Origin of the sequence: Vibrio sp. Vb1127 (genome assembly GCF_033338735.1) — a bacterium.
GTDB classification, from domain to species: domain Bacteria; phylum Pseudomonadota; class Gammaproteobacteria; order Enterobacterales; family Vibrionaceae; genus Vibrio; species Vibrio alginolyticus.
Genome location: NZ_JAWOTF010000013.1, coordinates 25686 through 51792 on the forward strand (window position 1 = coordinate 25686; position 26107 = coordinate 51792).

The 26107-nt window shown below is 45.1% G+C and carries 21 protein-coding genes, 4 tRNA genes and 1 other annotated feature; of the genes, 14 read left to right on the forward strand and 11 right to left on the reverse strand.

What is annotated here, in order from left to right:
- Positions 1-22: 22 nt before the first annotated feature.
- From trpA to R7H07_RS16750, 7 genes are all read right to left on the reverse strand, one after another.
- Positions 23-829 carry a tryptophan synthase subunit alpha gene (trpA, locus tag R7H07_RS16720; protein ID WP_042522821.1) on the reverse strand — a complete coding sequence of 269 codons (807 nt, stop codon included), beginning with the start codon at positions 827-829 and terminating at the stop codon, positions 23-25.
- A complete protein-coding gene (gene trpB, locus R7H07_RS16725; RefSeq protein ID WP_065274674.1) occupies positions 829-2019 on the reverse strand; it encodes a tryptophan synthase subunit beta in 1191 nt (396 codons plus the stop codon). Before trpB ends, trpA begins: the two co-directional genes overlap by 1 nt.
- Positions 2020-2083: 64 nt before the next feature.
- The gene (trpCF, locus tag R7H07_RS16730) at positions 2084-3523 is read right to left on the reverse strand and encodes a bifunctional indole-3-glycerol-phosphate synthase TrpC/phosphoribosylanthranilate isomerase TrpF (protein ID WP_065274673.1); all 1440 of its coding nucleotides are present in this window, start codon (positions 3521-3523) and stop codon (positions 2084-2086) included.
- Positions 3524-3536: 13 nt separating this feature from the next.
- Positions 3537-4547: an anthranilate phosphoribosyltransferase gene (gene trpD, locus R7H07_RS16735; protein ID WP_206959891.1), complete on the reverse strand. Its 1011-nt coding sequence runs from the start codon at positions 4545-4547 to the stop codon at positions 3537-3539.
- Positions 4548-4583: 36 nt separating this feature from the next.
- Entirely contained in the window at positions 4584-5192 is a 609-nt protein-coding gene (locus tag R7H07_RS16740) for an aminodeoxychorismate/anthranilate synthase component II (protein ID WP_005434961.1), read from the reverse strand.
- A 16-nt stretch (positions 5193-5208) separates the two neighbouring features.
- Positions 5209-6774, reverse strand: coding sequence for an anthranilate synthase component 1 (locus R7H07_RS16745; protein ID WP_033905669.1), 1566 nt, complete (start codon positions 6772-6774; stop codon positions 5209-5211).
- A gap of 126 nt (positions 6775-6900) precedes the next feature.
- Positions 6901-7004, reverse strand: a sequence feature (Trp leader region).
- Positions 6951-7076 (reverse strand): trp operon leader peptide, encoded by a 126-nt coding sequence (locus R7H07_RS16750; protein ID WP_005376787.1) that lies wholly within the window; start codon positions 7074-7076, stop codon positions 6951-6953. It overlaps the preceding feature by 54 nt.
- Before the next feature lie 95 nt (positions 7077-7171).
- Here R7H07_RS16750 and rnm point away from each other — a divergent pair, with 95 nt between their 5' ends.
- Both rnm and R7H07_RS16760 read left to right on the forward strand, forming a co-directional pair.
- Positions 7172-8029: an RNase RNM gene (rnm, locus tag R7H07_RS16755; RefSeq protein WP_005386777.1), complete on the forward strand. Its 858-nt coding sequence runs from the start codon at positions 7172-7174 to the stop codon at positions 8027-8029.
- Positions 8030-8088: 59 nt separating this feature from the next.
- Positions 8089-8709, forward strand: coding sequence for an L-threonylcarbamoyladenylate synthase (locus R7H07_RS16760; protein WP_005376791.1), 621 nt, complete (start codon positions 8089-8091; stop codon positions 8707-8709).
- Between the two features lie 93 nt (positions 8710-8802).
- Here the strand turns inward: R7H07_RS16760 and R7H07_RS16765 are convergent, their stop codons facing one another.
- Complete coding sequence (locus tag R7H07_RS16765; RefSeq protein WP_005376796.1) at positions 8803-9513, reverse strand: calcium-binding protein; 711 nt, start codon at positions 9511-9513, stop codon at positions 8803-8805.
- 565 nt (positions 9514-10078) lie between these two features.
- Here R7H07_RS16765 and rluB point away from each other — a divergent pair.
- Entirely contained in the window at positions 10079-11017 is a 939-nt protein-coding gene (gene rluB, locus R7H07_RS16770; protein ID WP_005376798.1) for a 23S rRNA pseudouridine(2605) synthase RluB, read from the forward strand.
- Between the two features lie 187 nt (positions 11018-11204).
- Here rluB and R7H07_RS16775 read toward each other — a convergent pair whose 3' ends face one another.
- Together R7H07_RS16775 and yeiP are read right to left on the reverse strand one after the other, a co-directional pair.
- Positions 11205-11525, reverse strand: coding sequence for an HI1450 family dsDNA-mimic protein (locus R7H07_RS16775; RefSeq protein WP_005376800.1), 321 nt, complete (start codon positions 11523-11525; stop codon positions 11205-11207).
- A 2-nt stretch (positions 11526-11527) separates the two neighbouring features.
- Positions 11528-12094, reverse strand: a complete 567-nt coding sequence (gene yeiP / locus R7H07_RS16780; RefSeq protein ID WP_005376801.1) for an elongation factor P-like protein YeiP — start codon at positions 12092-12094, stop codon at positions 11528-11530.
- A 194-nt stretch (positions 12095-12288) separates the two neighbouring features.
- Here yeiP and R7H07_RS16785 point away from each other — a divergent pair, with 194 nt between their 5' ends.
- Entirely contained in the window at positions 12289-13056 is a 768-nt protein-coding gene (locus R7H07_RS16785; RefSeq protein ID WP_053306582.1) for a nucleotidyltransferase, read from the forward strand.
- Here the strand turns inward: R7H07_RS16785 and R7H07_RS16790 are convergent.
- A complete protein-coding gene (locus R7H07_RS16790) occupies positions 13053-15416 on the reverse strand; it encodes a DNA polymerase II (protein WP_017820476.1) in 2364 nt (787 codons plus the stop codon). The two genes, R7H07_RS16785 and R7H07_RS16790, sit on opposite strands and share 4 nt — an antisense overlap.
- Before the next feature lie 427 nt (positions 15417-15843).
- Here R7H07_RS16790 and uvrY point away from each other — a divergent pair, with 427 nt between their 5' ends.
- The 10 genes from uvrY (at position 15844) to nspC (ending at position 26103) form a co-directional block, all read left to right on the forward strand.
- Complete coding sequence (gene uvrY / locus R7H07_RS16795) at positions 15844-16488, forward strand: UvrY/SirA/GacA family response regulator transcription factor (RefSeq protein WP_005386783.1); 645 nt, start codon at positions 15844-15846, stop codon at positions 16486-16488.
- 1 nt (position 16489) lies between these two features.
- Entirely contained in the window at positions 16490-18322 is a 1833-nt protein-coding gene (gene uvrC, locus R7H07_RS16800; protein WP_082240156.1) for an excinuclease ABC subunit UvrC, read from the forward strand.
- Positions 18323-18368: 46 nt separating this feature from the next.
- Positions 18369-18926, forward strand: coding sequence for a CDP-diacylglycerol--glycerol-3-phosphate 3-phosphatidyltransferase (gene pgsA, locus R7H07_RS16805; RefSeq protein ID WP_005394805.1), 558 nt, complete (start codon positions 18369-18371; stop codon positions 18924-18926).
- A 463-nt stretch (positions 18927-19389) separates the two neighbouring features.
- A tRNA-Cys gene (locus tag R7H07_RS16810) sits at positions 19390-19463 on the forward strand.
- A gap of 36 nt (positions 19464-19499) precedes the next feature.
- Positions 19500-19575 (forward strand) — tRNA-Gly (locus tag R7H07_RS16815).
- A gap of 77 nt (positions 19576-19652) precedes the next feature.
- Positions 19653-19739 (forward strand) — tRNA-Leu (locus R7H07_RS16820).
- A 13-nt stretch (positions 19740-19752) separates the two neighbouring features.
- A tRNA-Gly gene (locus tag R7H07_RS16825) sits at positions 19753-19828 on the forward strand.
- Positions 19829-20726: 898 nt separating this feature from the next.
- A complete protein-coding gene (locus tag R7H07_RS16830; RefSeq protein WP_065274670.1) occupies positions 20727-23603 on the forward strand; it encodes a pyridoxal phosphate-dependent class III aminotransferase in 2877 nt (958 codons plus the stop codon).
- Positions 23604-23621: 18 nt separating this feature from the next.
- Complete coding sequence (locus R7H07_RS16835; RefSeq protein ID WP_012841628.1) at positions 23622-24866, forward strand: carboxynorspermidine synthase; 1245 nt, start codon at positions 23622-23624, stop codon at positions 24864-24866.
- Between the two features lie 103 nt (positions 24867-24969).
- Positions 24970-26103, forward strand: coding sequence for a carboxynorspermidine decarboxylase (nspC, locus tag R7H07_RS16840; protein WP_005386789.1), 1134 nt, complete (start codon positions 24970-24972; stop codon positions 26101-26103).
- Positions 26104-26107: the final 4 nt, after the last annotated feature.

A 26107-nucleotide genomic window follows, 5' to 3' on the forward strand; every position in this document is an offset into this window, starting at 1 on the left:
GTTGTGTCATATCAAACTGAAATTATTTTTGAGTGGCAGCTTTCATTGCAGAAACGAATTCACCTAGCTTGTCGAGCATAATTTGTGGTTGCTCAACGTTCGCTTCAATGATTTTTACCACGGCTGAACCAGAAATTGCACCAGCCGCACCAGATTCTAGTGCTTGTTTCACCTGTGCTGGCTCTGAGATGCCAAAACCAAGTAGCGCTGGTGGCGCATCAAATTGGTTCAGTCTATCGAGCATATGACCTACAGGCATGTTTGCTTTGGTTTCTGCGCCAGTAACACCTGCACGAGAGAGTAGGTAAGTGTAGCCGCCACCCAACTCTGATACTTGCTTCAGTGTTTCATCACTTGCCGTTGGTGGTGCGATGAAGATTGGGTGAATACCAAACTTTTCTGCAGCAGCAACAAATTCAGCACTTTCATTAGTTGGTACGTCTGCAATCAAAACAGAATCGATACCTGCTTTTGCACAACGCTCATAGAAGTTCTCGATACCACGAGAGTAAACAAGGTTCGCGTACATCAGAAGGCCAATAGGCAACTCTGGGTACTTAGCTCGGATCTTACCAATTTGCTCGAAGCAGATATCTGGTGTTGCACCTGAATCTAGAGCACGAATGTTCGCACCTTGGATAGTTGGGCCATCCGCAAGAGGATCTGAGAATGGAATACCGAGTTCTAGGGCATCTGCGCCCGACTCAACCAATGTTTCCATGATCTTGTAAGACTGTTCTGCGTTTGGATCGCAAACCGTTACGAACGGTACAAACGCGCCTTGGTTTTTCTCGTTTAGGCGCTCAAACATCTTTGCATAACGGCTCATTAGATCGCTCCTTTTTCTTCTAGGATGGCATGTACAGTGAAGATATCTTTATCACCACGACCTGATAGGTTCACAACTAACAATTGTTCTTTTTCTGGATTCTCACGAGCCATACGCAGTGCATGAGCCAGTGCGTGAGAAGATTCTAGAGCAGGGATGATACCTTCGTTACGCGCAATTTCCTGGAATGCATCTAGTGCTTCATCATCCGTCACGTTGTCATATTCAGCACGGCCAATTGCGTTTAGGTGTGCGTGTTGTGGACCAACTGAAGGGAAATCAAGGCCAGCAGATACTGAGTAAGACTCTTCAACTTGGCCGTTTGGATCTTGCATCAACGGTGCTTTCATGCCGAAGAAGATGCCCGTTTTACCGTGTTTAAGTGGTGCACCGTGCTGGTCAGTATCGATACCTTTACCTGCTGGCTCTACACCAATTAGGCGAACGCTTTCTTCTTCAATGAAGTCAGCAAACATACCAATCGCGTTTGAACCACCGCCCACACATGCGATAACCGCATCAGGAAGACAGCCTTCACGTGCCAAAATCTGATTCTTCGTTTCTTCACCGATCATGCGTTGGAAGTCACGCACGATCGTTGGGAATGGGTGAGGACCTGCCGCTGTACCTAGTAGGTAGTGCGCGTCTTCGTAAGTTGCAGACCAGTCGCGCAGCGCTTCGTTACATGCATCTTTAAGTGTCGCTGAACCCGAGTGGACAGGAATAACTTCTGCGCCCATTAGCTTCATACGGAATACGTTCGGGCTTTGACGCTCAACGTCTTTTGCACCCATGTAAACGCGACACTTAAGGCCAAGTAGTGCACACGCTAGTGCGGTTGCAACACCGTGTTGGCCTGCGCCTGTTTCTGCGATGATTTCGTTTTTACCCATGCGTTTCGCAAGCAGAGCTTGACCTAACACTTGGTTGGTCTTGTGCGCGCCACCGTGAAGTAGGTCTTCACGTTTTAGGTACAGTTTGGTTTTCGTACCTTTGGTTAGGTTACGAGTTAGAGTCAAAGCCGTTGGACGGCCCGCATACTCTTGAAGAAGCGTCATGAACTCACTGCGGAATTCTGGATCTTCTTGCGCGTCTATAAACGCTTGCTCTAGTTGCTCCAGTGCTGGAACTAGAATTTGCGGAACGTACTGACCGCCGTATTCGCCAAAGTAGGCATTCAGTTTTGCCATCGTTATATTCCTTCTCGTATTTTTCGCTACGAATAGCTTTAAATTTTTTAGCTGATATCCAGCTTTAGTAGCTGCGAATGGCGGTGAAGGCCGCGAGCAACTTCTGTGAATCTTTTTTGCCTGGTGCGCTTTCTACACCAGAGTTTAAATCTAATCCCAAGCAACCTAGTGTCGCTGCTTGTTGAGCATTTTCTGGCGACAGTCCGCCCGCTAGCATAATTTGACTTGGGTCGCCGATCAGTGACCAGTCGAACACTTGACCAGTTCCGCCAGTTTGAGTGCCAACTTGCGCATCTAATAAATGGCGATCAATGTTGTCTGCTAGCAATTCTGGCTTGGCATCAGTCACGCCGTAAGCTTTCCAAATTTCTACCGCTGCTGGCAGTTCGGCTTTGAGTTGGTTTACGTAAGCTTGGTCTTCTTGACCGTGCAGTTGCACCACTTTTAAACCCAAAGAGGTCACGACAGAAGCAACAAAATCGATATCGTGATTTTGGAACACGCCTACATAGTTCAGTGGAGCACCGCTCATGGTTAAGCGCGCACCTTCAAGGTCGACCGCACGCTTCGACTTCTCGACAAAAATCAGGCCACCAAATACTGCGCCTGCTTGATATGCTTTTGCTGCGTCATCTGGATGCGTTAAGCCACACACTTTATTTTCGCCTAACGTCACTTTACGTACAGCAAGTTCTAGGTTGTCTTCCGCCATCAGTGAACTACCAATCAAGAAGCCGTCTGCGTATTCCGCTAAATCACGAACTTGTTGATGCGTATAAATGCCAGATTCTGAGATTACTGTTGCGTTAGGAGCCAGTTCGCGAATGGTCGGTGCCAGTTCTTTAGTACGATTCAAATCAGTACTTAGGTCGCGAAGGTTACGGTTATTAATGCCGATAACGCGTGCGCCAAGCTTAACGGCACGATGAAGCTCTTCTTCGTTGCTGACTTCGGTCAAGATACCCATGTTCAGGCTGTGCGCTGCTTCCTCTAGCGCTTTGTACTCTTCGTCATTCAGGACAGAAAGCATCAGTAGCACGGCATCAGCACTGTAATGACGCGCTAGGTAAACTTGGTAGGTGTCTACCATGAAGTCTTTGCACAGAACGGGTTGTTTGACTTGACCGCGCACTTGAGGAAGAAAGTCAAAGTTACCTTGGAAGTATTTTTCGTCTGTTAATACTGAAATTGCATCAGCATGGTTGTTATAAACCGATGCAATGTAATCCAAGTCGAAGTGATCACGAATCAAACCTTTAGAAGGAGATGCCTTCTTACATTCGGTGATGAACGCCGTCTTTTCACCACTCAGAGCGTCGTAGAAGCTGCGGTCCGATGGCAGCAAATCAGACTGAAATGTGCTTAGCGGTTGAGACACCTTACGGTCTGCTACCCATTGATATTTATCGCGGACAATTTTCGCCAGTACTTCTGCCATTTCTGCTTCTTTTTTAGAAACGTGCTCAGACAGGTTGTCAGCTTGCTGAGTGTTGAAGTCAGTCATCTTCTTCAATTCCTTAAGCGTGTGCGGCAAGTTGTTGTACCAATTGGTACGCCTTGCCTGAATTCATTGCCTCAATCGCTTGTTGCGTGTTGGCTTTTAAATCTTCGTGGCCGAATAGACGCATTAGCAGAGCAACGTTCACCGCCACTGCACCCAATTGTGCGTCTGTACCTTTACCCGTCAGAATATTGGTAATGATCGCCTTGTTTTCTTCAGGATCGCCACCTTTGATCGCTTCTAGTGGGTGCGCTTTTAGACCGAAGTCTGCAGGCGTTAGTTTATATTCTGTGATCTTACCGTCTTTGATTTCAGCAATGGTTGTTTCGCCGTGAATCGCCACTTCATCCAAACCACTACCGTGTACTACAGCGGCGCGCTTCATACCCATTTGTAGCATGGTTTCTGCGATAGGACGAACCAGTTCTTCACTGTAAACGCCCATCAATTCGATGTTAGGACGAGCAGGGTTAATCAGTGGGCCAAGAATGTTAAAGATGGTGCGCGTTTTCATGGTTTGACGCACTGGCATCGCATGGCGCACACCACCGTGGTATTGAGGTGCAAATAGGAAAGCAACACCAATATCGTCTACCGCTTTGCGCGTATCTTCTGCGCTCATAGCTAGGTTGATACCAAATGAATCAAGAAGGTCAGAAGAACCCGATTTGCTTGAAACGCTGCGGTTGCCGTGTTTCGCTACTTTTAGACCACATGCTGCAGCAACAAACGCCGCAGTGGTTGAAATGTTGATGGTGTTGTGACCGTCGCCGCCAGTACCTACGATATCTGCGAAATCATAATCTGGACGAGGGAATGGGTTTGCATTTGCCAGCAGCGCTTTTGCCGCGCCTGCTATTTCATCTGGTGTTTCGCCTTTGATTTTTAGTGCAGTCAGCGCTGATGCCATCAAAATTGGGTCTAGCTCACCACGGATAATGATGTCGAATAGCTGTTGGCTCTCTTCTTGAGTAAGCGATTCTTGCTCGTACAGTTTGGTAATAATAGGGTTGATGATTGCTTCCATATTTCCTCTCCTAAATTTCTTATGTGCCAGTGCTTTTTAAGCAGTGAGTGGGTTAGCTGAAGTTTGTTCTTCAAGTGCCCATTCAATGGCATTGGCCAACAGTGTTGCTCCGTAGGTCGTCATAATAGATTCCGGGTGGAACTGGAACCCGCAAACTTTATCTTCTTCATGTACAACAGACATTACCAAGTCATCCACTTCTGCTGTGATGGTTAGGCTCTCAGGAACCTTGGTCGCAACCAGCGAGTGGTAACGTGCAATCGCAAGTGGTGATGGTAGGTTTTGGTAAATCGCATGGTTTTGGTGCTCCATCATAGAGACCTTACCGTGAATGATTTCGCCTGCGCCAGCAACGGTGCCGCCGTATGCTTCAACAATCGCTTGGTGACCAAGACAAATCCCGATCATCGGCACTTTGCCTTTCATGCGTTGGATAAGCTCTGGCATTGAGCCTGCCTCTGACGGTGCGCCTGGGCCTGGCGATAGCAGAACCACTGGGTTTTCAAGCTCGTTTACCGCTTGTTCAATGGTTTCTGCTGGGATGTTGTTTCGGTAAATCTTGACTGAGTGACCTAGCGAGCGGAATTGATCCACAAGGTTGTAGGTGAACGAGTCAAAGTTGTCGATAAAAATGATATTAGCCATCTCTGAACCCTATTCCTTATTGTGATTTATGCGCTGCTTGGATAGCAGAGATTACCGCTTGTGCTTTGCCGCGCGTTTCGTCTGCTTCTGCTTGTGGATCAGAATCGAACACCACGCCAGCACCAGCTTGAACTTGAGCAATGCCGTTCTCAACGTACGCTGAGCGGATCACGATACAGGTGTCGAGTGTGCCTTCACCAGTGAGGTAGCCAACAGCGCCGCCGTAGCTACCGCGTCGTGCGCCTTCTACATCGCGAATCAACTGCATGGCACGAATCTTAGGTGCGCCGGTGAGCGTACCCATGTTCATACATGCTTGGTATGCGTGCAGGGCGTCTAGGTCTTCACGCAGTTGACCAACCACACGAGACACCAAGTGCATTACGTGGCTGTAGCGGTCGACTTTTAGAAGGTCTGCTACGTGGCGAGTACCAGCTTGAGCAATACGAGCGACGTCGTTACGTGCCAAGTCAACCAACATCATGTGTTCTGCGTTTTCTTTCATGTCTGTGCGCAGTTCAAGTTCGATGCGGCTATCTAGGTCGAAATCAATCTCTCCATTCGGGCGTTTACCACGGCGACGTGTGCCTGCGATTGGGTAGATTTCAATTTGGTTGGTATCGGTTTCATACTTAAGCGCGCTTTCTGGTGATGCGCCAAACAGAGTGAACAGCTCATCTTGCATGTAGAACATGTAAGGGCTTGGGTTACTTTGTTTCAGTTCTTTATAAGCCGCCAGTGGAGAAGGACAAGGTAGAGTGAATCTACGAGACGGTACAACTTGGAATACATCGCCTTTCACTACGAACTCTTTTAAGTCGCGAACGGTTTGGCAGAAGTCTGCATCAGACACGCTAGGTTCTACCGTTACATCTGTTATTTGCTCTGCACTCGGCAACAGTTTTGGCGCTGCACATTGGGCGCTAATTTCTGCAATACGAGTCTCTAACGCTGTTTTCTCTGAACCATCAACAAACAACGTCGCTTGAAGCTGGCAAGATTCCGTTTGATGGTCGACAACAAGTAGTGTTTCCGCGACGTAGAAAACGTAATCTGGACACTGATTTGTTGCTTCGGCATTACCAAGCGGCTCAAAGTTTGCGACTAAGTCGTAGGCAAACAGACCACCAAGGAAAATTGCGTGTTTGTCTTGCTGTGAAATATCAAAACTATGCTGAACCAAACGCAGCGCATCGAAAGAAGAGGCTTCACGTAGGCGAGAGTCTTCATCTAACGTGTCGCATGGCTGGTTAAACTGCAAAGTTAGCGTTTCGCCATCGAACTTGCTCTCAACGTCACCACGGATGTTCTGGTTTAGGTGAGACAGTAGGTTTTTACCGTTATTGGTCAAGGCGTGCATGCTAACGGTATGGCCGAAGCAAACAATGCGAACCGCTGAATCTACGATCAGCAGGGATTTTAAATTTTGCTTTGAATCGATCTCAGCAGATTCCAGCAATAGGCTGTCAGTTTTGTTCTCACATAGTGTGTGGAACAAGCGAGTCGGGTCTTGAGTATAAGGGACGGAAGCCGTTAGCACTTCAAGCTGTCCAAGTTTCTTAATTTCAATGGCCTTGTTCACAAGACCTCCTTGTAGCTGTTTAAATCTTCCTGCCGTACATAGTCGCATAAAGCAAACGTTCTCCCAATCTAGAGTTGGCTATATTCGATTAATGTTTAGGCAGTTGAATGTGAAATGAGCAACAAAACAAAAAAGCCCGCTTAAGTAGCGGGCTTTACAACGTTTGGTTCTATAAACTAGAAGTATACGTTTGCCCACCAAGAACTAGTCCAAGTGCGCCACCAAGCAAGATCTGATGAGTTTGCCTTATTAAGACAAACCGCAACTTTCGCTTTTTGGTTTTGGTTAAATTCTTGTAACATGGTGAACCTTAAATTACGTACTTTGTATTTGTGTACTAGTTAACTAGTGCGAGAGTAAAAAGTCAACCCCAAAACGGCATTAAAACGATAAAAATATGAGAATTGATTTACATAGTCACACCACTGCATCGGACGGTCGGTTAGAGCCTAAAGATTTAGTGGAAAGGGCGCTGAGTTTTGATATCGAGGTTTTGGCGATCACTGATCACGATACGGTTGACGGTTTGGCGTTAGCTAAGCAATACGTTCAAGATAATAATTTGCCGATAAAAATCATCAATGGCATTGAGATATCGACCGTCTGGCAAAACAAAGACATTCATATTGTCGGCCTGAATATCGATCCGGAAAATGAACAATTATCTGCCCTCATAGAACAGCAGAAGCAGCATCGCATAACACGATCTGAGTTAATTGCAGAGCGACTACAAAAAGCAACTCGAGTAGGTGTGCTTGAAGAGGTAAGGCAAATCGCCGGTGATGCTCCAGTGACAAGAGCGCATTTCGCGAAATGGTTGGTAGATAATGGTTACGCAAAAACCATGCAAATGGTGTTTAAAAAATACCTAACGCGTAATAACCCAGGTTATGTACCACCGAATTGGTGTTCGATGAAGGATGCGGTTGATGCTATCCATGCGGCTGGTGGAATGGCGGTATTAGCGCATCCTGGCAGATATAAGTTGACAGCGAAGTGGATTAAGCGTCTTCTAGCAGCGTTTGTCGAAGCAGGTGGTGATGCGATGGAAGTTGCACAGCCACAGCAAGCGCAACAAGAAAGGCGCAACTTGGCTGATTATGCTATACAATACAAACTATTAGCCTCTCAAGGCAGTGATTTTCACTACCCATCACCGTGGATGGAGCTAGGAAGGAACCTATGGTTGCCTGCTGGCGTCGAACCAGTTTGGAAAGATTGGGGAATAGATCCTTCGTTGAATAATACTCAGTAATACGAAGTCGAGAACCCATAAAAATATAGAGCCGAGAGGCTCGATAATGAGGAATTACAATGAGCCAGTTTTTTTACGTTCACCCAGAAAACCCACAGGCTCGCTTGATTAATCAAGCAGTAGCAATCATTCGTAACGGCGGCGTTGTGGTTTACCCTACTGATTCAGGGTACGCACTTGGCTGTCAGTTGGAGAACAAACAGGCACTGGAACGAATCTGTCAGATTCGTCGTCTGGATGATAAGCATAACTTTACTTTACTGTGTCGTGATTTGTCGGAGCTTTCTCTCTATGCGCGAGTGGATAACTCTGCATTCCGACTGCTGAAAAATAACACACCAGGTCCTTACACCTTCATCTTCAAAGGCACAAAAGAAGTGCCGCGTCGTTTGATGAATGCAAAACGTAAGACCATCGGTATCCGTGTTCCAGACAATCAAATTGCCTTGGACTTGTTGGAAGCATTAGGTGAGCCGATGATGTCTACGTCGTTGATTCTACCTGGCAGTGACGTAACAGAATCTGATCCAGAGGATATTCGCGATAAACTAGAACATGCGGTTGATGTGATTCTTAATGGCGGTTACCTAGGTGAACAACCTACGACTGTAATTGACTTTAGCGAAGGTGAACCTGTTGTAGTGCGTTTAGGATCAGGTGATCCTGCACCATTCGAATAGTAGACGCACACCACCGTCAAACAAAATAGGAGGCATCGCGCCTCCTATTTTAGTTGTCATATCGAATATCTCATTGAACTTAACTGATTGAGGTTAAGCGAAATCGAAAATGTCGATACCATTTTGTTCTGCATAGTTGATGTATGCAGAGCTCACACCGTTTAGTGTCACTTCAACATTGTATTCATCACTTGAGAATACTGCCCAGCCACACTCATTGTAAGATAAAGTCAGATCATCCGCTGAATCCAAGAACGTATCTCGAATGCCATCGTTATCAGTGTCTCGGCCCATATCAAAGACAAGTTTGTCATGGAAAATATTAAAATCGACAATGTCGGCTTTGACATCAATATCGTTGGAAGATACTGGCTGATCAGGTACACCAATAGCCAGGCGGTTTGTAAGCACGAAGGTGTCGTCTCCACAGCCACCGCTCAGTACTGATTCACCATCACCAACAACGAGGGTGTCGTTACCCCAGCCACCACTCAAGTAGTTGTTGCCTGAATAATCAAAAATTGTGTCGTCGCCACAGCCACCAAAGAGTTTGTCGTTTCCTAATCCTCCGGATAGGAAATCGTTTCCAAAGCCGCCAGAAACAAAGTCGTTACCTCGGCCACCAAGCAAGGTATCATCTCCCCAGCCACCGAAGACAATATCATTACCTCCGTATCCTACAAACTTATCATCACCACAGAAGCCGAAGAAAATATCGGTTGTTTCAGAGCCTTTTGTGCCTGTCATATCGTCATCTTGAGATGTCCCAAAAATCCAATTTAGGTCGAGATTTAGCATAGACATTGTTCTATTCCTTTTTGTCTGATTTATGCCAATCGCCGAGAGTGCAGAGCGAACCTAGAGAGTCAGAGTACACGATAGCATTAGTGTTATTTTTGATGTGAACTAATGACTTAAAGACAATTTTTGTCTTGTTACCCACGACCTTGCTTTGCTATGAGCGCTCATTGTCTGCGGTGATTGGTATTACTTAGCAGCAAACAGGGACGGCTTATTCTTCGTTGCTTTCTAGCAATACGAACAGTAAACACACCCCAAGTGGTTATTGTTGTAACCCTGACAATTTTATCAGGTACCGCGTGGTTAAAGTGGTTCAGGAAGACCGATATTAGTGGGATTCTCGTTGAGCAATGCCTGCTTTAAGTAGTAAAAAAGTTGCAGAATAGGACAAATATTTCGGTCATTTTTGAAGTGAATTTTGGTGTGGAGAATGGCGCCGATTTAGCTTACATTAACTAAGAAAGTTACGTATAATGTCCGACCGAAAAATCCCACTGAAATGGGTAAATAGCAAAATACAGACCAATCCTGGTCTAGACGTCTGTGAAGACGACACATAGGTAGATAAATGAGCGAAAAGTTACAAAAAGTATTAGCACGTGCTGGTCACGGTTCTCGTCGTGAGATTGAATCGTTAATTAAATCTGGTCGCGTTAGCGTGAACGGTGTAGTCGCTAAGCTTGGTGAAAGACTTGAAGACGAGAGCAGCGTAGTTCGTATCGATGGTCACATTGTCTCTGCAAAGATTCAAGAAGAAGTGATTTGTCGTGTACTTGCGTACTACAAACCTGAGGGTGAACTGTGTACTCGTCACGATCCAGAAGGTCGTCGTACTGTTTTTGATCGTCTGCCAAAAATTCGTGGCTCTCGTTGGATTTCAGTTGGTCGTCTGGATGCGAACACTTCTGGTCTTCTACTTTTCACAACGGATGGTGAACTGGCGAACCGCTTAATGCACCCAAGCCGCCAAGTTGAACGTGAATACCTAGTACGTGTGTTCGGTGAAGTAACTGAACAGAAAGTTCGTAATCTAGTAAAAGGTGTTGAACTGGAAGACGGTTTAGCTCGCTTTGAAGATGTTGTTTACGCGGGTGGTGAAGGCATGAACCACACGTTTTACGTTGTTATCAACGAAGGTCGTAACCGCGAAGTTCGTCGACTATGGGAATCGCAAGAGTGTACCGTTAGCCGTCTGAAACGTGTTCGTTACGGCGACATCTTCTTAGACAAGAAACTGCCTCGTGGCGGTTGGATGGAGCTTGACCTGAAAGAAGTAAACTACTTGCGTGAGCTTGTAGAGCTTCGTCCAGAGAAAGAAACCATGCTTGATCTGAACAAAGACAACACGTCACGCAAACGTGAGCGTGCACGCAGCCAAAAAATTCGTCGCGCAGTTAAGCGCCATGAAGAGCGTGTTAACACGCCAAAAGGTCGCAGCAACAACCCTTCTCGTCGTAAGCCGAAGAAGACTGCTGGTGACCAAGGCGCACGCAACAAGCATCGTTAATCGATAGCAAAACATCAGAAAGGCTTGCCAATTCGGCAAGCCTTTTTCTTATCTGTTACATAACAAAAGGATCTAAAGCCTATATAGAGCAGGGTGCTTTGTATAAACATATATCTCAGCTAGACGAAAACAACAGATAAAAAAATACCAGCACTAGGCTGGTATCTTTGTTCATGATGAAGAAACGTTAATCGCGTTTCCAAAGCATATGGCAGAACTTATGTTCAGGGTCTCGGCTGATTAGCATACGAGCAAATACGTCATCAAGAACGTCATTTTCCTCATTTACTAGGCCGATACGAACCTCTGCATATACTTCTTTGTCGATCTCGAAGCCAACATGTTCAACCCAGTCATCACCGGTTTCAACAAGTTCTGCGGCACCACGATCTTCAAATTGCGCAGTAAACAGAATCACGTCAGCAGGCTCTAGGTTATCTGGAGCCATCTCAAGGAAAATGTCGTACGCTGCGTCGATGACGTCGTCGTAAGAAATCAAATCAGACATGCTTATGCTCGGCTCATGTATTTACGTTCAGCTGTGTTAATGATAACACGGTCACCAGTTGCAATGTACTCAGGAACCTGGATGACAAGACCTGAAGCGAAGCGTGCTGGCTTAGTGCGAGCAGATGCAGAAGCACCTTTGATTGAAGGGTCAGTTTCTTCAATCACTAGCTCAACAGAAGATGGTAGTTCAATACCCACTGCAGCACCGTTAACAAGGATAATGTGGATACCTTGTGTATCTTCGTTGATGAACAGCATGTCGTCTTCAACTTCATTGTGCTTGAATGTGTATTGTGAGTAGTCTTCGTTATCCATGAAGATGTGCTCATCGCCGTCAGCGTATGAGTACACAACTGCACGTTTGTTCATTTCTACCGTTTCAACAACGTCATCAGACTTGTAACGCTCATCTACACGTGCGCCCGTGTTTAGATCTGTACAACGCATTTTGTAGATTTTAGCGCCGCCACGACCGCCTGGAGTCGTTACTTCGATGTCTTTAACTAGAAGAGTTTTACCATTAGACTCGATTGCGAAGCCTTTTTTGATTTCACTTGCCTTTGGCATTGTATATTCCTATTCATACTTATTAAGCAAAACTAGGTGATTATAGCGCTAAGTTAGCCGCCTAGCATTAAAATTCATTGCAGAAATTTGTTGTTACTCCCATGACTAAACACCTGAATGGACTTGATTCAGTGAGTCGGCTAAGAGAACATATAGTCCAACTTCTTGAACCATCTGAGAACACGTTTTAAGTCATGTCTCTGCCTGTTATCGATCCTAAACAACCATTTCAACCAGAGTTTGCGCCTTTAATTAGGGAAGTCATCGCTTGTCTCAAAGGTGGACTGGGGCAAAACTTACACAGCGTTTATGTATACGGTAGTGTTGCTCGTAAAACAGCGATCGTTGGGAGGTCGAACTTAGACCTGGTTGTCGTTACTCAATCATCCTTTGAGCACAATCGCGCGACTTTGCTCAACACAATTAAGTGGCGTGCGCAGCAGAGTTACCCTCACGTGAATGGTGTATCGGTCCGTACAGCCTTAGTGAGCGAAGTAGCTAATTTAGACAGTATTTTCACTTGGGGTTTTATGCTTAAGCATTGCTGTGTCTGTGTTTATGGTGATGATCTAGCAGACTGTTTTGGTGATTACGTCCCAAGTTGGGAAATTGCTAAGCACTGGAATATGGATGTGGAAGATTGGATTACGGTGTATCGCAAAAAAATCGTACAAGCGAAGACGATAGAAGAGCAGGTGGCCGCCCAGCGCGTGATTGCAAAAAAGTTACTAAGAGCGTCATACTCTTTGGTGATGTATCGAGATAAACGTTGGTTTGATGACCCTATACAATGTGGCAAGGTATTCTTAACTTATCATCCTGAAAAGCAGCTTGAGATCGAGCGGCTAGAAATTTTACTTTCTGGCCGGGGTATTCCCAAGCGTTCTGTTATCGGGCTAATTGATGCGTTTGGTGATTGGTTAGTCAAACAGTACCAGAAAACAGAGTTTCGTATCGGCTAAAACAACCCCATTTGTGGCGCTGAAAGCCTGTCAAAGTCCGTCCCAATGAAAGGGAGAATCGCATCCGCAACGGGTTTGAGTTGTTTATCAATGTAATGTTGATAATCAATCGGGCTATTGAGGTACTCATAAGGTTCAGGGCCGTTCACGGTAATAATGTATTCAATTCGCCCTTTGTTTTGATACTGTAATGGGCGGCCAAGCTTGGCATTTATCTCATCGGCTAAACGAGCTGCACGCACTTGTGGCGGGACGTTCTTCTGATACTCATGCAGTTTTCTTCGCAGTCGCTTTTGATACACCAACTGTTCATCAAATTCACCGTTGTTAGTTTTCTCAACCATCTCTCGGACATAGTCGCTTGGATCTTCACCATGGAAAATCATGCTATAGAGTGTATTTTGAAATTTCTGTGCTAACGAGGTCCAGTCAGTACGGGCACTTTCTAACCCTTTAAATACAATCCGTTCTTGCTCTCCTTCACCGATTAAACCCGCATAGCGCTTTTTCGAGCCAGTTTCTGCGCCACGAATCGTTGGCATAAGGAATCTGCGATAATGGGTTTCATACTCGATTTCCAACATAGATGTTAGGTTGTACTCAGAACGCAGGTGTTCTTGCCACCAAGAGTTGATGTAATCAACTAATTGATTTCCAACAGCGTCAGCTTCTACTTGACTGTATGGTCGATTCAACGACACGAATGTGGAATCCGTATCGCCGTAAATCACTTGATATCCTTGCTCCTCAATCAGCACCTTAGTTTGCTTCATGATTTCATGTCCGCGCATGGTAATACTAGAAGCTAACCGAGTATCAAAGAAACGACATCCCGATGAGCCCAGTACGCCATAAAAGGAGTTCATGATGATTTTGATTGCCTGAGAAAAAGCTTTTTCATTGTTCTTCTTTGCCACATCACGTGCTGCCCAAAGCTTTTCAATCATTTCTGGTAAAAAGTGTTTCGTACGATGGAACTGCCCACCGCGAAAGCCAGGTACAGCCTGATTTTCTTCTTTTCCAATATCGAGCAATAACCCCTCAACTAAACCCATAGGATCAATCAAGAAAGAGCGAATAATCGATGGATATAGACTCTTAAAATCCAATACTAAAACAGAATCATATAGGTTAGGGATGGAGTCCATCACGTAACCGCCGGGGCTGGCAATCCAATTTTCAGGGTGTAGGTTCGGAGCAACGTAGCCTGCTCGGTGTATCTGAGGCATGTATAGGTTTGTGAATGCTGCAACCGAACCGCCGACACGATCCAGTTCGACACCAGTGAGACGAGAGCGCTCTATTGCAAAGTCGAGCAGGTGAGTGTGATTGAAAATCTTATTCACTAACACGCAGTCTTGTAAATTATATTTAGCCAGCGATGGTTTGTCGGAGCGGTACATACGATTGATCTCATCCATGCGGTCATGAACGTTGTGGATTTCTTTCCCTTCCCCTAAGAGTTCTTGAGATACAGACTCTAATGACCAAGACCGAAAGTGATAAGTCGCCGTTTTTAACGTATCGATACCGTCCATTACAACTCGCCCTGGAATGGAAATAAACCCTTGTTGGCTTTGAGATGAACTTCTGAAAAAGCTGGCTTGGTCTGCTCTACCAAGCATTAGCTTCATGTTGTGCCATTCTGCTCGTTTGTGTAGCAGACGAAAGTCAAAATCAATGACGTTCCAACCGACAATGACATCGGGGTCGAATTGTTTAAACCAAACGATGAGTGCTTCTAGAAGCGCTTTTTCATCCTTAACCCATTGTATCGGTGTCTCCGAAGGTTCTGGTTCTCCGATCATGATAACGCGGGAATCCATGATGCTGTCTAATCCGATTGAGTAAAGAATGCCTTTCTCAGAGCATTCTAGATCTAACGAGACAACGTTTAACTTCGGCTCATATTGCCCCGCACGGCATTTTGCGCTCTGGACGCGTTGGTAGCCATTGGTGCGAGTCACATTGCCTGTAAACTCGATACTGCCTTTGATAAAACGTTCCATTAGGTAGCGATCGGCGAGGCGAATATCACTTTCATACGTAGTGATATCTTTTTGAGCGAATGTGTCTTTGAGTGCGAGAGCGTCTCTGGTTACATTGGTATAGCAGGCAGCAAGAGGCGTATGTTCAAACGTTTTGAGATCCAAAAGGCGGATGTCGACGAATATGTTTTTTTCTCGTGCGAGTGTCTTTGCTTGCTCTGAGTGTTTCTGAGCGATGAAAAATACTGGCTTCTCACCATTAATAAGTAACTGAGTAGGACCTGCTTCTGTCGAAAGCCACAGCTCGATTTGAGTTTGACCTTTGATGTCTCGTGCCTGTCGAGTTAGCAGGAAGCCTTGTTGAATATTCAAATGTGAGAAACCTTAGAAAACTTGAAGAACGTTAGTTTAACACTAAGAACTGTAAAAATAACCAGTAAAGAAAGCGTCTCAAATTTTTGCTGGAATTAGTGATTATAAGTTAGTCTTTGGTGCAAGAGGGACAGTGTCATTTTAAGTTATAGCGTGTTTCTCTGGGCAATATGAAACCTAGTTACTTGATTTATTGTACTTAATGTTGTTAATTGTCTTTTCTTAGATTTCGGTTCTGCTCATCACGCTCTAAAATAATAGAGTGGTTTATGAATAAGTTCTTGCTAAAGTTTGCGTTTCAGCACATATTCATAGAAAGCAATTTTTTGTCGATTACGTTAGTATATAGGCAGTCATACTGATATCCACATTTAACAAATAATGGTTATGTGGGTGCAGAACCAATACAAAGTGTGGAGATACAAGTTTGATAAATGTTTTCCTTGTAGATGATCACGAGCTGGTTCGCACAGGGATACGACGTATTATTGAAGACGTCCGTGGAATGAACGTAGCAGGAGAAGCTGACAGCGGTGAAGATGCAGTAAAATGGTGTCGCAGTAATCATGCTGACGTCGTTTTAATGGACATGAACATGCCAGGAATTGGTGGCTTGGAAGCCACTAAAAAAATTCTTCGCGTGAATCCTGATGTGAAAATCATCGTACTTACCGTTCATACAGAAAACCCGTTTCCAACCAAGGTGATGCAGGCAGGTGCGTCTGGTTATTTAACCAAAGGTGCTGGCCCTGACGAAATGGTGAATGCGATTCGTGTAGTTAATAGTGGTCAGCGTTACATCTCACCAGAGATTGCGCAGCAGATGGCATTGAGTCAATTTTCTCCAGCCTCTGAGAACCCTTTTAAAGACTTATCCGAGCGTGAATTGCAGATCATGCTTATGATCACCAAAGGCCAAAAGGTAACGGATATTTCTGAGCAACTTAATTTAAGTCCAAAGACAGTCAACAGCTATCGGTACCGACTCTTTAGTAAATTGGACATTAATGGTGACGTTGAGTTAACTCACTTAGCGATTCGCCACGGAATGCTGGACACCGAGACCCTTTAGCGTGAATCCTCCTTTCGATTCGGCTTCCTTTCTCAAGACAGTAACTCATCAGCCCGGCGTTTACAGAATGTACAACGCCGAAGCTGTTGTAATCTACGTAGGTAAAGCCAAAGACCTTAAAAAGCGCCTTTCAAGCTACTTTCGAAAAAAAGTAGACAGTGAGAAAACTCGCGCGCTTGTCAGTAATATCGCCAAAATAGACGTCACGGTGACTCACACTGAGACAGAAGCGCTGATCTTAGAGCATAACTACATCAAGCAGTATTTGCCGAAATACAATGTGTTGCTGCGAGATGATAAGTCTTACCCTTATATCTTTATTAGCGGTCATAAGCACCCACGGCTTTCTATCCACCGTGGCGCCAAGAAGCGCAAAGGTGAATATTTTGGCCCCTACCCAGATTCTGGTGCAGTAAGAGAAACATTGCATTTGCTGCAAAAGATATTTCCTGTGCGCCAGTGTGAAGACACTGTCTATTCTAACCGAACGCGCCCATGTTTGATGTACCAAATTGGTCGCTGTGCAGGACCATGCGTTAATACCATCATTTCTGATGAAGAATATGCAGAGTTGGTTGGCTTTGTGCGAATGTTTTTGCAAGGCAAAGATCAGCAAGTACTCAAACAACTGATCGAGAAAATGGAAGTTGCCAGTCAGCAATTGCGCTTTGAAGATGCCGCTAAATTTCGCGATCAAATCCAAGCGATTAGGCGTGTTCAAGAGCAGCAGTACGTCTCAGAAGACAGCATGGATGATATGGATGTACTCGGGTTTGCTCAGGAGAATGGTATCGCGTGTATCCATATCCTGATGATACGCCAAGGCAAAGTGCTTGGTAGCCGTAGCCATTTTCCGAAAATCCCACAAAATACAAGCCAGCAGGAAGTGTTCGATAGTTTTCTGACTCAATACTATTTGAGCCATAACGAAGCACGTACAATTCCTTCTCGTATTATTTTGAATCAAGAGTTGGCAGAAGATATTGCGCCAATACAGAAAGCGTTAAGTGAAGTGGCAGGCCGTAAGGTTCATTTTCATACGTCGCCAACTGGCTCTCGAGCAAGGTATCTCAAGCTTTCGAACACGAATGCACTAACGGCGATTACCACCAAAATCAATCACAAAATGACGATTAATCAGCGTTTTCATGCGCTTCGCGAAACATTGAATTTGGAGTCTATAGCTCGAATGGAATGTTTTGATATCTCCCATACGATGGGGGAAAGCACGATTGCGTCATGTGTGGTGTTCAACAATGAAGGCCCCGTTAAGCAAGAGTATCGTCGCTACAACATTACTGGGATTACCGGTGGTGATGATTACGCAGCAATGGGACAAGCGTTGGAGCGCCGTTATTCGAAGCAATTGGACGTAGAGAAAATTCCCGACATCATCTTTATCGATGGCGGTAAAGGTCAGTTAAATCGTGCGCATGACATCATTTCGCAGTACTGGGGGGATTGGCCAAAGCGTCCTATCATGATTGGTATTGCAAAAGGCGTTACTCGCAAACCAGGTTTAGAAACGCTGATTACAGTCGATGGGGAAGAGTTTCATTTACCAAGCGATGCTCCTGCGCTGCATCTTATCCAACATATTCGTGATGAAAGCCATAACCATGCTATAGCGGGGCACCGTGCTAAGCGAGGTAAAACCAGACGTACGAGTGCACTCGAAGGGATTGAGGGAATCGGCCCTAAACGACGTCAGGCGTTACTCAAGTACATGGGTGGGTTACAAGAACTTAAACGTGCAAGTGTCGAAGAAATCGCCAAAGTACCGGGAATAAGTCACTCTTTAGCAGAAATTATTTTCCAAGCATTGAAACAATAAGGAAAATCGCGCAACATTAAGCCGCAATGTGTAAGAGAATAATAAAATGCGTTTGAATATCCCGAACATTCTGTCTCTTCTTAGACTGTTCCTAATCCCTGTTTTTGTGGTTGTCTTTTATCTACCTTATTCATGGGCACCGTTTGCAGCAGCAATGGTGTTTTGGGTAGCGGGTTTTACTGACTGGCTTGACGGCATGTTGGCCCGTAAACTTGGCCAAACTTCTCGTTTTGGCGCGTTTATTGATCCTGTCGCTGATAAAGTGCTAGTGGCAACGGCATTGATTCTAATCACGGAACATTATCATTCAATTTGGGTGACCATTCCTGCGGTAACGATGATTGCGCGAGAAATCATTATCTCAGCATTGCGAGAATGGATGGCTGAAATCGGTAAGCGAGCGAGTGTTGCGGTATCTTGGGTTGGCAAAGTAAAAACTGTTTCGCAAATGTTCGCCTTATGGGTGTTGATATGGCGTTACGATGAATGGATGGTTTGGCTAGGCTTTGCGGCCTTATATGTGGCAACTTTCTTGACATATTGGTCAATGATTCAATATTTGGCTGCTGCGAAAGACGATCTGTTGAATGAAGAGCACCATTAAATTCTGATGTTAGAAAGCAGGCTTAATAGCCTGCTTTTTTGTATCTAAGACAATCTACAGCATTTTTTGGCTTCTCTCGCTTTTCAATGCTTGCTAACGGCCATGTTTGCAATTTGTATCTGGAGCTTTTGCTTCGATAGAGTTCTATTTGTGATCTAAGTCTTGTTTTTGTCCTTGGAGAGTCTTAGAGAGGCGAGTCTTCTGATTATTAATACTTCAATGCACGCAACGCACGGCCAGCAGTGTAAGGCGTAGCCAAAGTTTTATGATAAACAAGTGTATTTAAGCGATTTTTAGTATTAAAACTAAGCAATCCATCGTCTTTCGCACAAATTCTAGTCAAACGATTTAAAAAAATAAAAATAGTGTTGACTCGATCGCTCGAATCCGTAGAATGCATCCCGTACCCAAGAGAGCACGGCTCGAAAGGGTGGTGAAAAAGCTTAGCTTTATTCACAAATGAGGCGCCTTGGCAGAGTGGCTATGCAGCGGATTGCAAATCCGTGGACCTCGGTTCGACTCCGGGAGGCGCCTCCATTATTCTTTTGAGAGCGAATGGCTTTCGAGAAAAATGCGACACTAGCTCAGTTGGTAGAGCGCAACCTTGCCAAGGTTGAGGTCACGAGTTCGAACCTCGTGTGTCGCTCCAAATTTTATTGATATGGCATTGGCGATATCAGATGGTGTTTTACTTTTCTGTAAAGGCATCACAAAGAATATTTGTGTGCCCTGGTGGTGGAATTGGTAGACACAAGGGATTTAAAATCCCTCGACGTTCGCGTTGTGCCGGTTCAAGTCCGGCCCGGGGCACCATCTCATATTAAATGCGACACTAGCTCAGTTGGTAGAGCGCAACCTTGCCAAGGTTGAGGTCACGAGTTCGAACCTCGTGTGTCGCTCCAGATTTAAGGCCTAACATGAAAATGTTAGGCCTTTTTCGTATTTTTTTGAAAATCTCAAACTTCTTTTCTGTCACAGACTTCGTTAAGTAACGAACCCTTTGTCTCATTGACTCAAGTGATTGTTCATTCTGCCATTGCAAAGCATCTTAGCCATTCCTACTAGTCTATGTTTAAACCATCACTTGTGGAGAATAACCACTCTTGATCCAGGCAAAGCTGTGACGAGAATGCTATCTTTTTAAATGTTCCGGATATAGAAAGGAATGTTTTACGATTAAGCAGCACAACCTTAAACCTCTGTTGGATGAGGTGATGATATCTCAAGAATATTTGTTTAAATAACAGCTGTTTGAGAGAAGCAGAAAAGCATAGCTCACGACTATGAGCACGACAGTTGCGATGGGGTATGTTTTGTTGTGATTTACATCACTGTTACTAATATGAAAAATCGTTGCCAGAAGATTTTATTTTGTGATAAATTCGCGCGCAATCTCGGAGCGTAATTAACAACGTTTGATCTCTGGGGGATACGCGTAGTGACCATTCAAGCTGATTGTGACACTGCGTAGGGTAGGTATCGGCAAAGCCTTTTGTCGATAGACGGGATACTAATGCTGTAAACGCGGCATATTAATGGGAAACCCAACATTGAAACCTTTGAATAAACACACACTAATCAGCTTCATACTGCCGAAATGTCCTGTTTTACAAAACGGGTGCATTACAGAACCTTGATTAATCCCTTTTACATATAAAGTCGCGAGTATCGTGGCGGATGATCTGTATTTGTCATTTATGCACTGACAAATGCGGAGGGGTATTCACACCTCCTGTAATTTCATTCTAATGATTATTAATACAGGATACAGAATTATTATAATTCAAGGGATTATGTAGTATGAGCACTGCCTTTGAAGTCGATAGCAATATCGCAAACATTTTTTCGTCTCAGGTTCCTATCGTTGAGGGAACGTATGACTTAACGCCAGATCAAGTATTGATTGATCAGGCTGAGCATGAATCTGAAGTACGTTCTTATCCACGTCGTTTGCCGATCGCAATTAAACAAGCCTTTGGGTGCTTGGTTGAAGATACGCGTGGACAGATCTTTCTAGACTGCCTTGCGGGGGCTGGCACTCTAGCTTTGGGGTATAACCATCCTGAAATAAACCAAGCTCTGAAAGAGCAATTAGATTCAGGACTGCCATATCAGACGCTAGATATTGCAACATCAGCAAAAACGACGTTTATTCAATCTGTTAAGTCTTTTCTTCCTCAAGAGTTAAGCGAGAACAGCGTTATCCAATTTTGCGGCCCGTCTGGAGCTGATGCGGTTGAAGCTGCTATCAAGCTCGCGAAACAGACTACCGGTCGCAACACTATGTTTGCCTTCCGTGGCGCATACCATGGTATGACTAATGGTACGATGGGGATGATGGGTAACTTAGGCACCAAAGCTCGTCGAACTGGTTTGATGTCGGATGTGCACTTTATGCCTTTCCCATACAACCTGCGTTGTCCTTTTGGGCTTGGCGGTGATGAAGGTGCAAAAGCAAGTATTCGCTATATCGATCGTCTTTTAAACGATGATGAGTCAGGCATTATGAAGCCTGCCGCGATTATCGTGGAGCCAGTGCAAGGTGAGGGTGGTGTTGTTCCTGCGCCAGCATTCTGGCTACGAGAGTTACGTCGTATTTGTGATGAACACGGTATCTTACTGATCTTCGATGAGATCCAGTGTGGTGTTGGTAAAACTGGCTACAATTTCGCGTTCGAAGAGTCGGGCATTGTTCCAGATATTCTGTGTTTATCAAAAGCAATTGGCGGTGGATTACCAATGTCGCTATTGGTTATCAACAAGCAACATGATACATGGAAGCCGGGCGAGCACACAGGTACATTTCGTGGTAACCAGCTAGCCATGGTCTCTGGTGCGAAAGCATTAGAAATTATCCAGCGTGATAATCTTGTTGAGCATGCCAATATTGCGGGTCAGTACTTGCGCTACGGCCTTGAAAGTATTCAAAAGCGTGTGAACTGTATCGCAGAGGTTCGTGGCAAAGGTTTGATGCTAGGCGTGGAGATTAAAACTCCAAACGGTGAGCTCAATAAATTTGGTGAACCTCAAGCGGATAGTGAACTCACACTTTCTATTCAACGCGCAGCACTCGAGCGTGGCTTGATCGTTGAGAAAGGTGGACGCGAAGGCGCAGTAATTCGTTTCCTTCCTCCTCTTATCATCTCGTTTGAGCAAATCGACTTTGCTTTACGTGTATTTGAAGACGCGATTTTAGCCGCTGGCGGTAGTCACATCGAAACTCAGCCACAAGATGAATGGAAGAAGCATTTCATCCACACTGGAGAGATGGGCAGCAATGAATTTGCTTCGGTGATGAATCACACTACTACGGCAATGAAGTCAGTGTTTGAACAAGTGACTGCACCGTATTCAGGTGTGGATCCAAAAGCATTGGAAGCAGCGATTCACGACGTTGATCTTGATAATGGAAATGCGCCTCTTAAATCCGTTATCGACGATGCTGCTGATCTGGTCGCGAAAAACGCAATTTTTACTCAACATCCAGATTGTATTGCTCACCTGCATACTCCACCGTTGATGCCAGCGATTGCGGCAGAGGCAATGATTGCGGCTTTGAACCAGTCGATGGACTCATGGGATCAAGCTTCATCAGCGACTTATGTTGAACAGAAAGTTGTGAACTGGCTATGCGATAAATATGAGTTAGGTGAAAAAGCGGACGGTATCTTCACGAGCGGCGGCACGCAAAGTAACCAAATGGGTTTGATGCTTGCGCGAGATTGGATTGCTGACAAACTCAGTGCACACTCAATTCAAAAGCTTGGCCTTCCTGAATACGCAGACAAGCTACGTATTGTATGTTCGAAAAAATCCCACTTCACGGTTCAAAAATCAGCGTCTTGGATGGGATTGGGTGAAAAAGCGGTCATGACCGTCGATGCTAATGCCGATGGAACGATGGATGTCACTAAGTTAGACGAAGTTCTCAATCAGGCCAAAGCAGAAGGTTTAATCCCATTTGCCATTGTTGGCACAGCGGGTACAACGGATCACGGTGCTATTGATGACTTAGACTTTATCGCCGATATGGCAGCGAAACATGACATGTGGATGCACGTCGACGGTGCATACGGTGGAGCTCTGATTCTAAGTAGCCAAAAAACACGTCTGAAAGGTTGTGAGCGTGCACATTCCATCAGCGTAGACTTCCATAAGCTGTTTTACCAAACCATCAGTTGTGGTGCGCTATTGGTAAACGACAAGTCTAACTTTAAATTCCTGCTTCACCATGCAGACTACTTGAACCGCGAACACGACGAACTACCGAACTTGGTGGATAAGTCTATTGCGACAACTAAGCGTTTTGATGCGCTCAAAGTGTTTATGACGATGCAAAGCGTAGGGCCAAAAGCACTAGGCGATATGTATGATCATTTGCTTGAACAGACGCTTGAAGTGGCGGACATGATTCGAGATAACAAACACTTTGAGTTGTTGGCTGAACCATCACTATCTACGGTTCTGTTCCGAGCGACACATGAATCAGCGGATCTTGATGAACTGAACAAAACGTTGCGCTTAGAAGCGTTAACACGCGGTATCGCGGTATTGGGTGAAACCATTGTCGACGATAAAACTGCATTGAAATTTACGATTTTGAACCCGTGTCTGACGACGGCGGACTTTGAATCTTTGCTCTCAAAAATCAATACGCTAGCGGCAGAGCTAGTTTAACAAAGGTAACGGAAAACTATGGCAATTCTACAGATTGGTGCAGGCGGCGTTGGCTGGGTAGTTGCACATAAAGCAGCACAAAACAACGACGTTCTGGGTGATATCACAATCGCATCACGTACCGTAGGTAAGTGTGAGAAAATCATCGAATCGATTCAGAAGAAAAACAATCTGAAAGATTCAACTAAGAAATTAGAAGCGCGAGCGGTAAACGCGGACGACGTAGATTCTTTAGTTGCTTTAATTAAAGAAGTACAACCTGACTTAGTGATCAACGCAGGTCCTCCTTGGGTGAACATGTCTATTATGGAAGCATGTTACCAAGCTAAAGTGTCATACCTTGATACATCTGTTGCGGTTGATTTGTGCTCTGAAGGCCAACAAGTACCTCAAGCTTACGATTGGCAGTGGGGTTACCGTGAGAAGTTTGAAGAAGCGGGCATTACAGGTATTCTTGGTGCTGGTTTCGATCCGGGCGTAGTATCGGTGTTTGCCGCATACGCAGTGAAGCATCTGTTCGATGAAATCGATACTATCGACGTAATGGATGTAAACGCAGGCGACCACGGTAAGAAGTTCGCAACTAACTTTGATCCAGAAACGAACATGCTTGAGATTCAAGGCGATTCGTTCTACTGGGAAAACGGCGAGTGGAAACAAGTACCTTGTCACTCACGTATGCTTGAGTTTGAATTCCCGAATTGTGGTTCACACAAAGTGTACTCAATGGCGCACGACGAAGTTCGATCTATGCAAGAGTTCATCCCGGCGAAACGCATCGAATTCTGGATGGGCTTTGGTGACCGTTACCTAAACTACTTCAATGTGATGCGCGACATCGGTCTACTCAGCCCAGATCCACTAACGCTTCACGACGGTACGGTTGTTCAACCTTTGCACGTGCTAAAAGCACTACTACCAGATCCAACATCACTCGCGCCAGGCTACACTGGCCTAACGTGTATCGGTACTTGGGTTCAAGGTAAGAAAGATGGTAAAGAGCGCAGTGTATTTATTTACAACAACGCTGATCACGAAGTCGCATACGAAGATGTTGAACACCAAGCTATCTCATACACCACTGGCGTACCTGCGATCACTGCTGCTTTGCAGTTCTTCCGTGGCAAATGGGCAGACAAAGGCGTGTTCAACATGGAGCAGCTAGATCCTGACCCATTCCTAGAAACCATGCCATCTATTGGTCTAGATTGGCATGTTCAAGAACTGGAGCCAGGACAACCTGTTATCCATAAATTGAAGTAAGAATTTAGCGACTCTTATTTGTACGTTTAAGCCGATGCACTTGCGTCGGCTTTGTTCGATTTTATAGTGTCTTTGCTAAGGCGAAGGGACGTAAGGTATCAAAATGCAACAAAACGAACTAAAAACGCCATACTTCATGATCAATGAAGACAAGCTGATTGAGAATCTAGAGAAAGCAAAACAGCTAAAAGACATCTCTGGTGTGAAGCTTGTATTAGCACTGAAGTGCTTCTCAACATGGGGTGTATTCGACATCATCAAGCCTTACCTAGACGGAACAACAAGTTCTGGCCCGTTTGAAGTGAAGCTTGGCTACGAAACGTTCGGTGGTGAGACACACGCATACAGTGTGGGTTACAGCGAAGATGACGTTCGCGATGTGGCGGACATCTGTGACAAGATGATCTTTAACTCTCAGTCACAGCTAGCGGCTTATCGTCATATTGTCGAAGGTAAAGCATCGATTGGCTTGCGCCTAAACCCAGGTGTGAGCTATGCAGGGCAAGACTTAGCAAACCCAGCGCGTCAATTCTCTCGTCTTGGGGTTCAGGCTGATCACATCAAACCGGAAATTTTTGATGGTATTGATGGCGTAATGTTCCACATGAACTGTGAGAACAAAGACGTGGATGCGTTTATCGGCTTACTCGATGCTATTTCAGCTCAGTTTGGCGAGTACCTAGATAAGCTGGACTGGGTAAGCATGGGTGGCGGCGTGTTCTTCACATGGCCGGGGTACGATATCGAGAAGTTGGGGTTAGCACTTAAAGCGTTCTCAGAGAAACACGGCGTACAAATGTATTTAGAGCCGGGTGAAGCGATAATTACTAAGACCACTGATCTCGTTGTAACAGTGGTTGATATTGTAGAGAACGTAAAGAAGACGGCGATTGTCGATTCGGCCACAGAAGCTCACCGCTTAGATACGTTGATCTACAATGAGCCAGCGTCAATCCTTGAAGCATCTGAAAATGGTGAACATGAGTATGTGATCGGCTCGTGCTCTTGTTTGGCTGGTGACCAGTTCTGCGTGGCGAACTTCGAACAGCCTCTAGAGATAGGACAGCGTCTGCATATTCTAGATAGTGCCGGTTACACCATGGTGAAACTAAACTGGTTTAACGGTCTACGTATGCCGTCGGTCTACTGTGAACGCTCGAATGGTGACATTCAAAAACTGAATGAATTTGACTACTCTGATTTCAAACGTTCACTGTCTCAGTGGTCAGTGAAATAAAACG

Bases quoted from the DNA above. Each gene is read 5' to 3' on its own strand.
- trpA (WP_042522821.1), bottom strand. From the start codon at position 829: ATGAGCCGTTATGCAAAGATGTTTGAGCGCCTAAACGAGAAAAACCAA.
- trpB (WP_065274674.1), bottom strand. From the start codon at position 2,019: ATGGCAAAACTGAATGCCTACTTTGGCGAATACGGCGGTCAGTACGTT.
- trpCF (WP_065274673.1), bottom strand. From the start codon at position 3,523: ATGACTGACTTCAACACTCAGCAAGCTGACAACCTGTCTGAGCACGTT.
- trpD (WP_206959891.1), bottom strand. From the start codon at position 4,547: ATGGAAGCAATCATCAACCCTATTATTACCAAACTGTACGAGCAAGAA.
- R7H07_RS16740 (WP_005434961.1), bottom strand. From the start codon at position 5,192: ATGGCTAATATCATTTTTATCGACAACTTTGACTCGTTCACCTACAAC.
- R7H07_RS16750 (WP_005376787.1), bottom strand. From the start codon at position 7,076: ATGTTACAAGAATTTAACCAAAACCAAAAAGCGAAAGTTGCGGTTTGT.
- rnm (WP_005386777.1), top strand. From the start codon at position 7,172: ATGAGAATTGATTTACATAGTCACACCACTGCATCGGACGGTCGGTTA.
- R7H07_RS16760 (WP_005376791.1), top strand. From the start codon at position 8,089: ATGAGCCAGTTTTTTTACGTTCACCCAGAAAACCCACAGGCTCGCTTG.
- R7H07_RS16765 (WP_005376796.1), bottom strand. From the start codon at position 9,513: ATGTCTATGCTAAATCTCGACCTAAATTGGATTTTTGGGACATCTCAA.
- rluB (WP_005376798.1), top strand. From the start codon at position 10,079: ATGAGCGAAAAGTTACAAAAAGTATTAGCACGTGCTGGTCACGGTTCT.
- R7H07_RS16775 (WP_005376800.1), bottom strand. From the start codon at position 11,525: ATGTCTGATTTGATTTCTTACGACGACGTCATCGACGCAGCGTACGAC.
- yeiP (WP_005376801.1), bottom strand. From the start codon at position 12,094: ATGCCAAAGGCAAGTGAAATCAAAAAAGGCTTCGCAATCGAGTCTAAT.
- R7H07_RS16785 (WP_053306582.1), top strand. From the start codon at position 12,289: ATGTCTCTGCCTGTTATCGATCCTAAACAACCATTTCAACCAGAGTTT.
- pgsA (WP_005394805.1), top strand. From the start codon at position 18,369: ATGCGTTTGAATATCCCGAACATTCTGTCTCTTCTTAGACTGTTCCTA.
- R7H07_RS16830 (WP_065274670.1), top strand. From the start codon at position 20,727: ATGAGCACTGCCTTTGAAGTCGATAGCAATATCGCAAACATTTTTTCG.
- R7H07_RS16835 (WP_012841628.1), top strand. From the start codon at position 23,622: ATGGCAATTCTACAGATTGGTGCAGGCGGCGTTGGCTGGGTAGTTGCA.
- nspC (WP_005386789.1), top strand. From the start codon at position 24,970: ATGCAACAAAACGAACTAAAAACGCCATACTTCATGATCAATGAAGAC.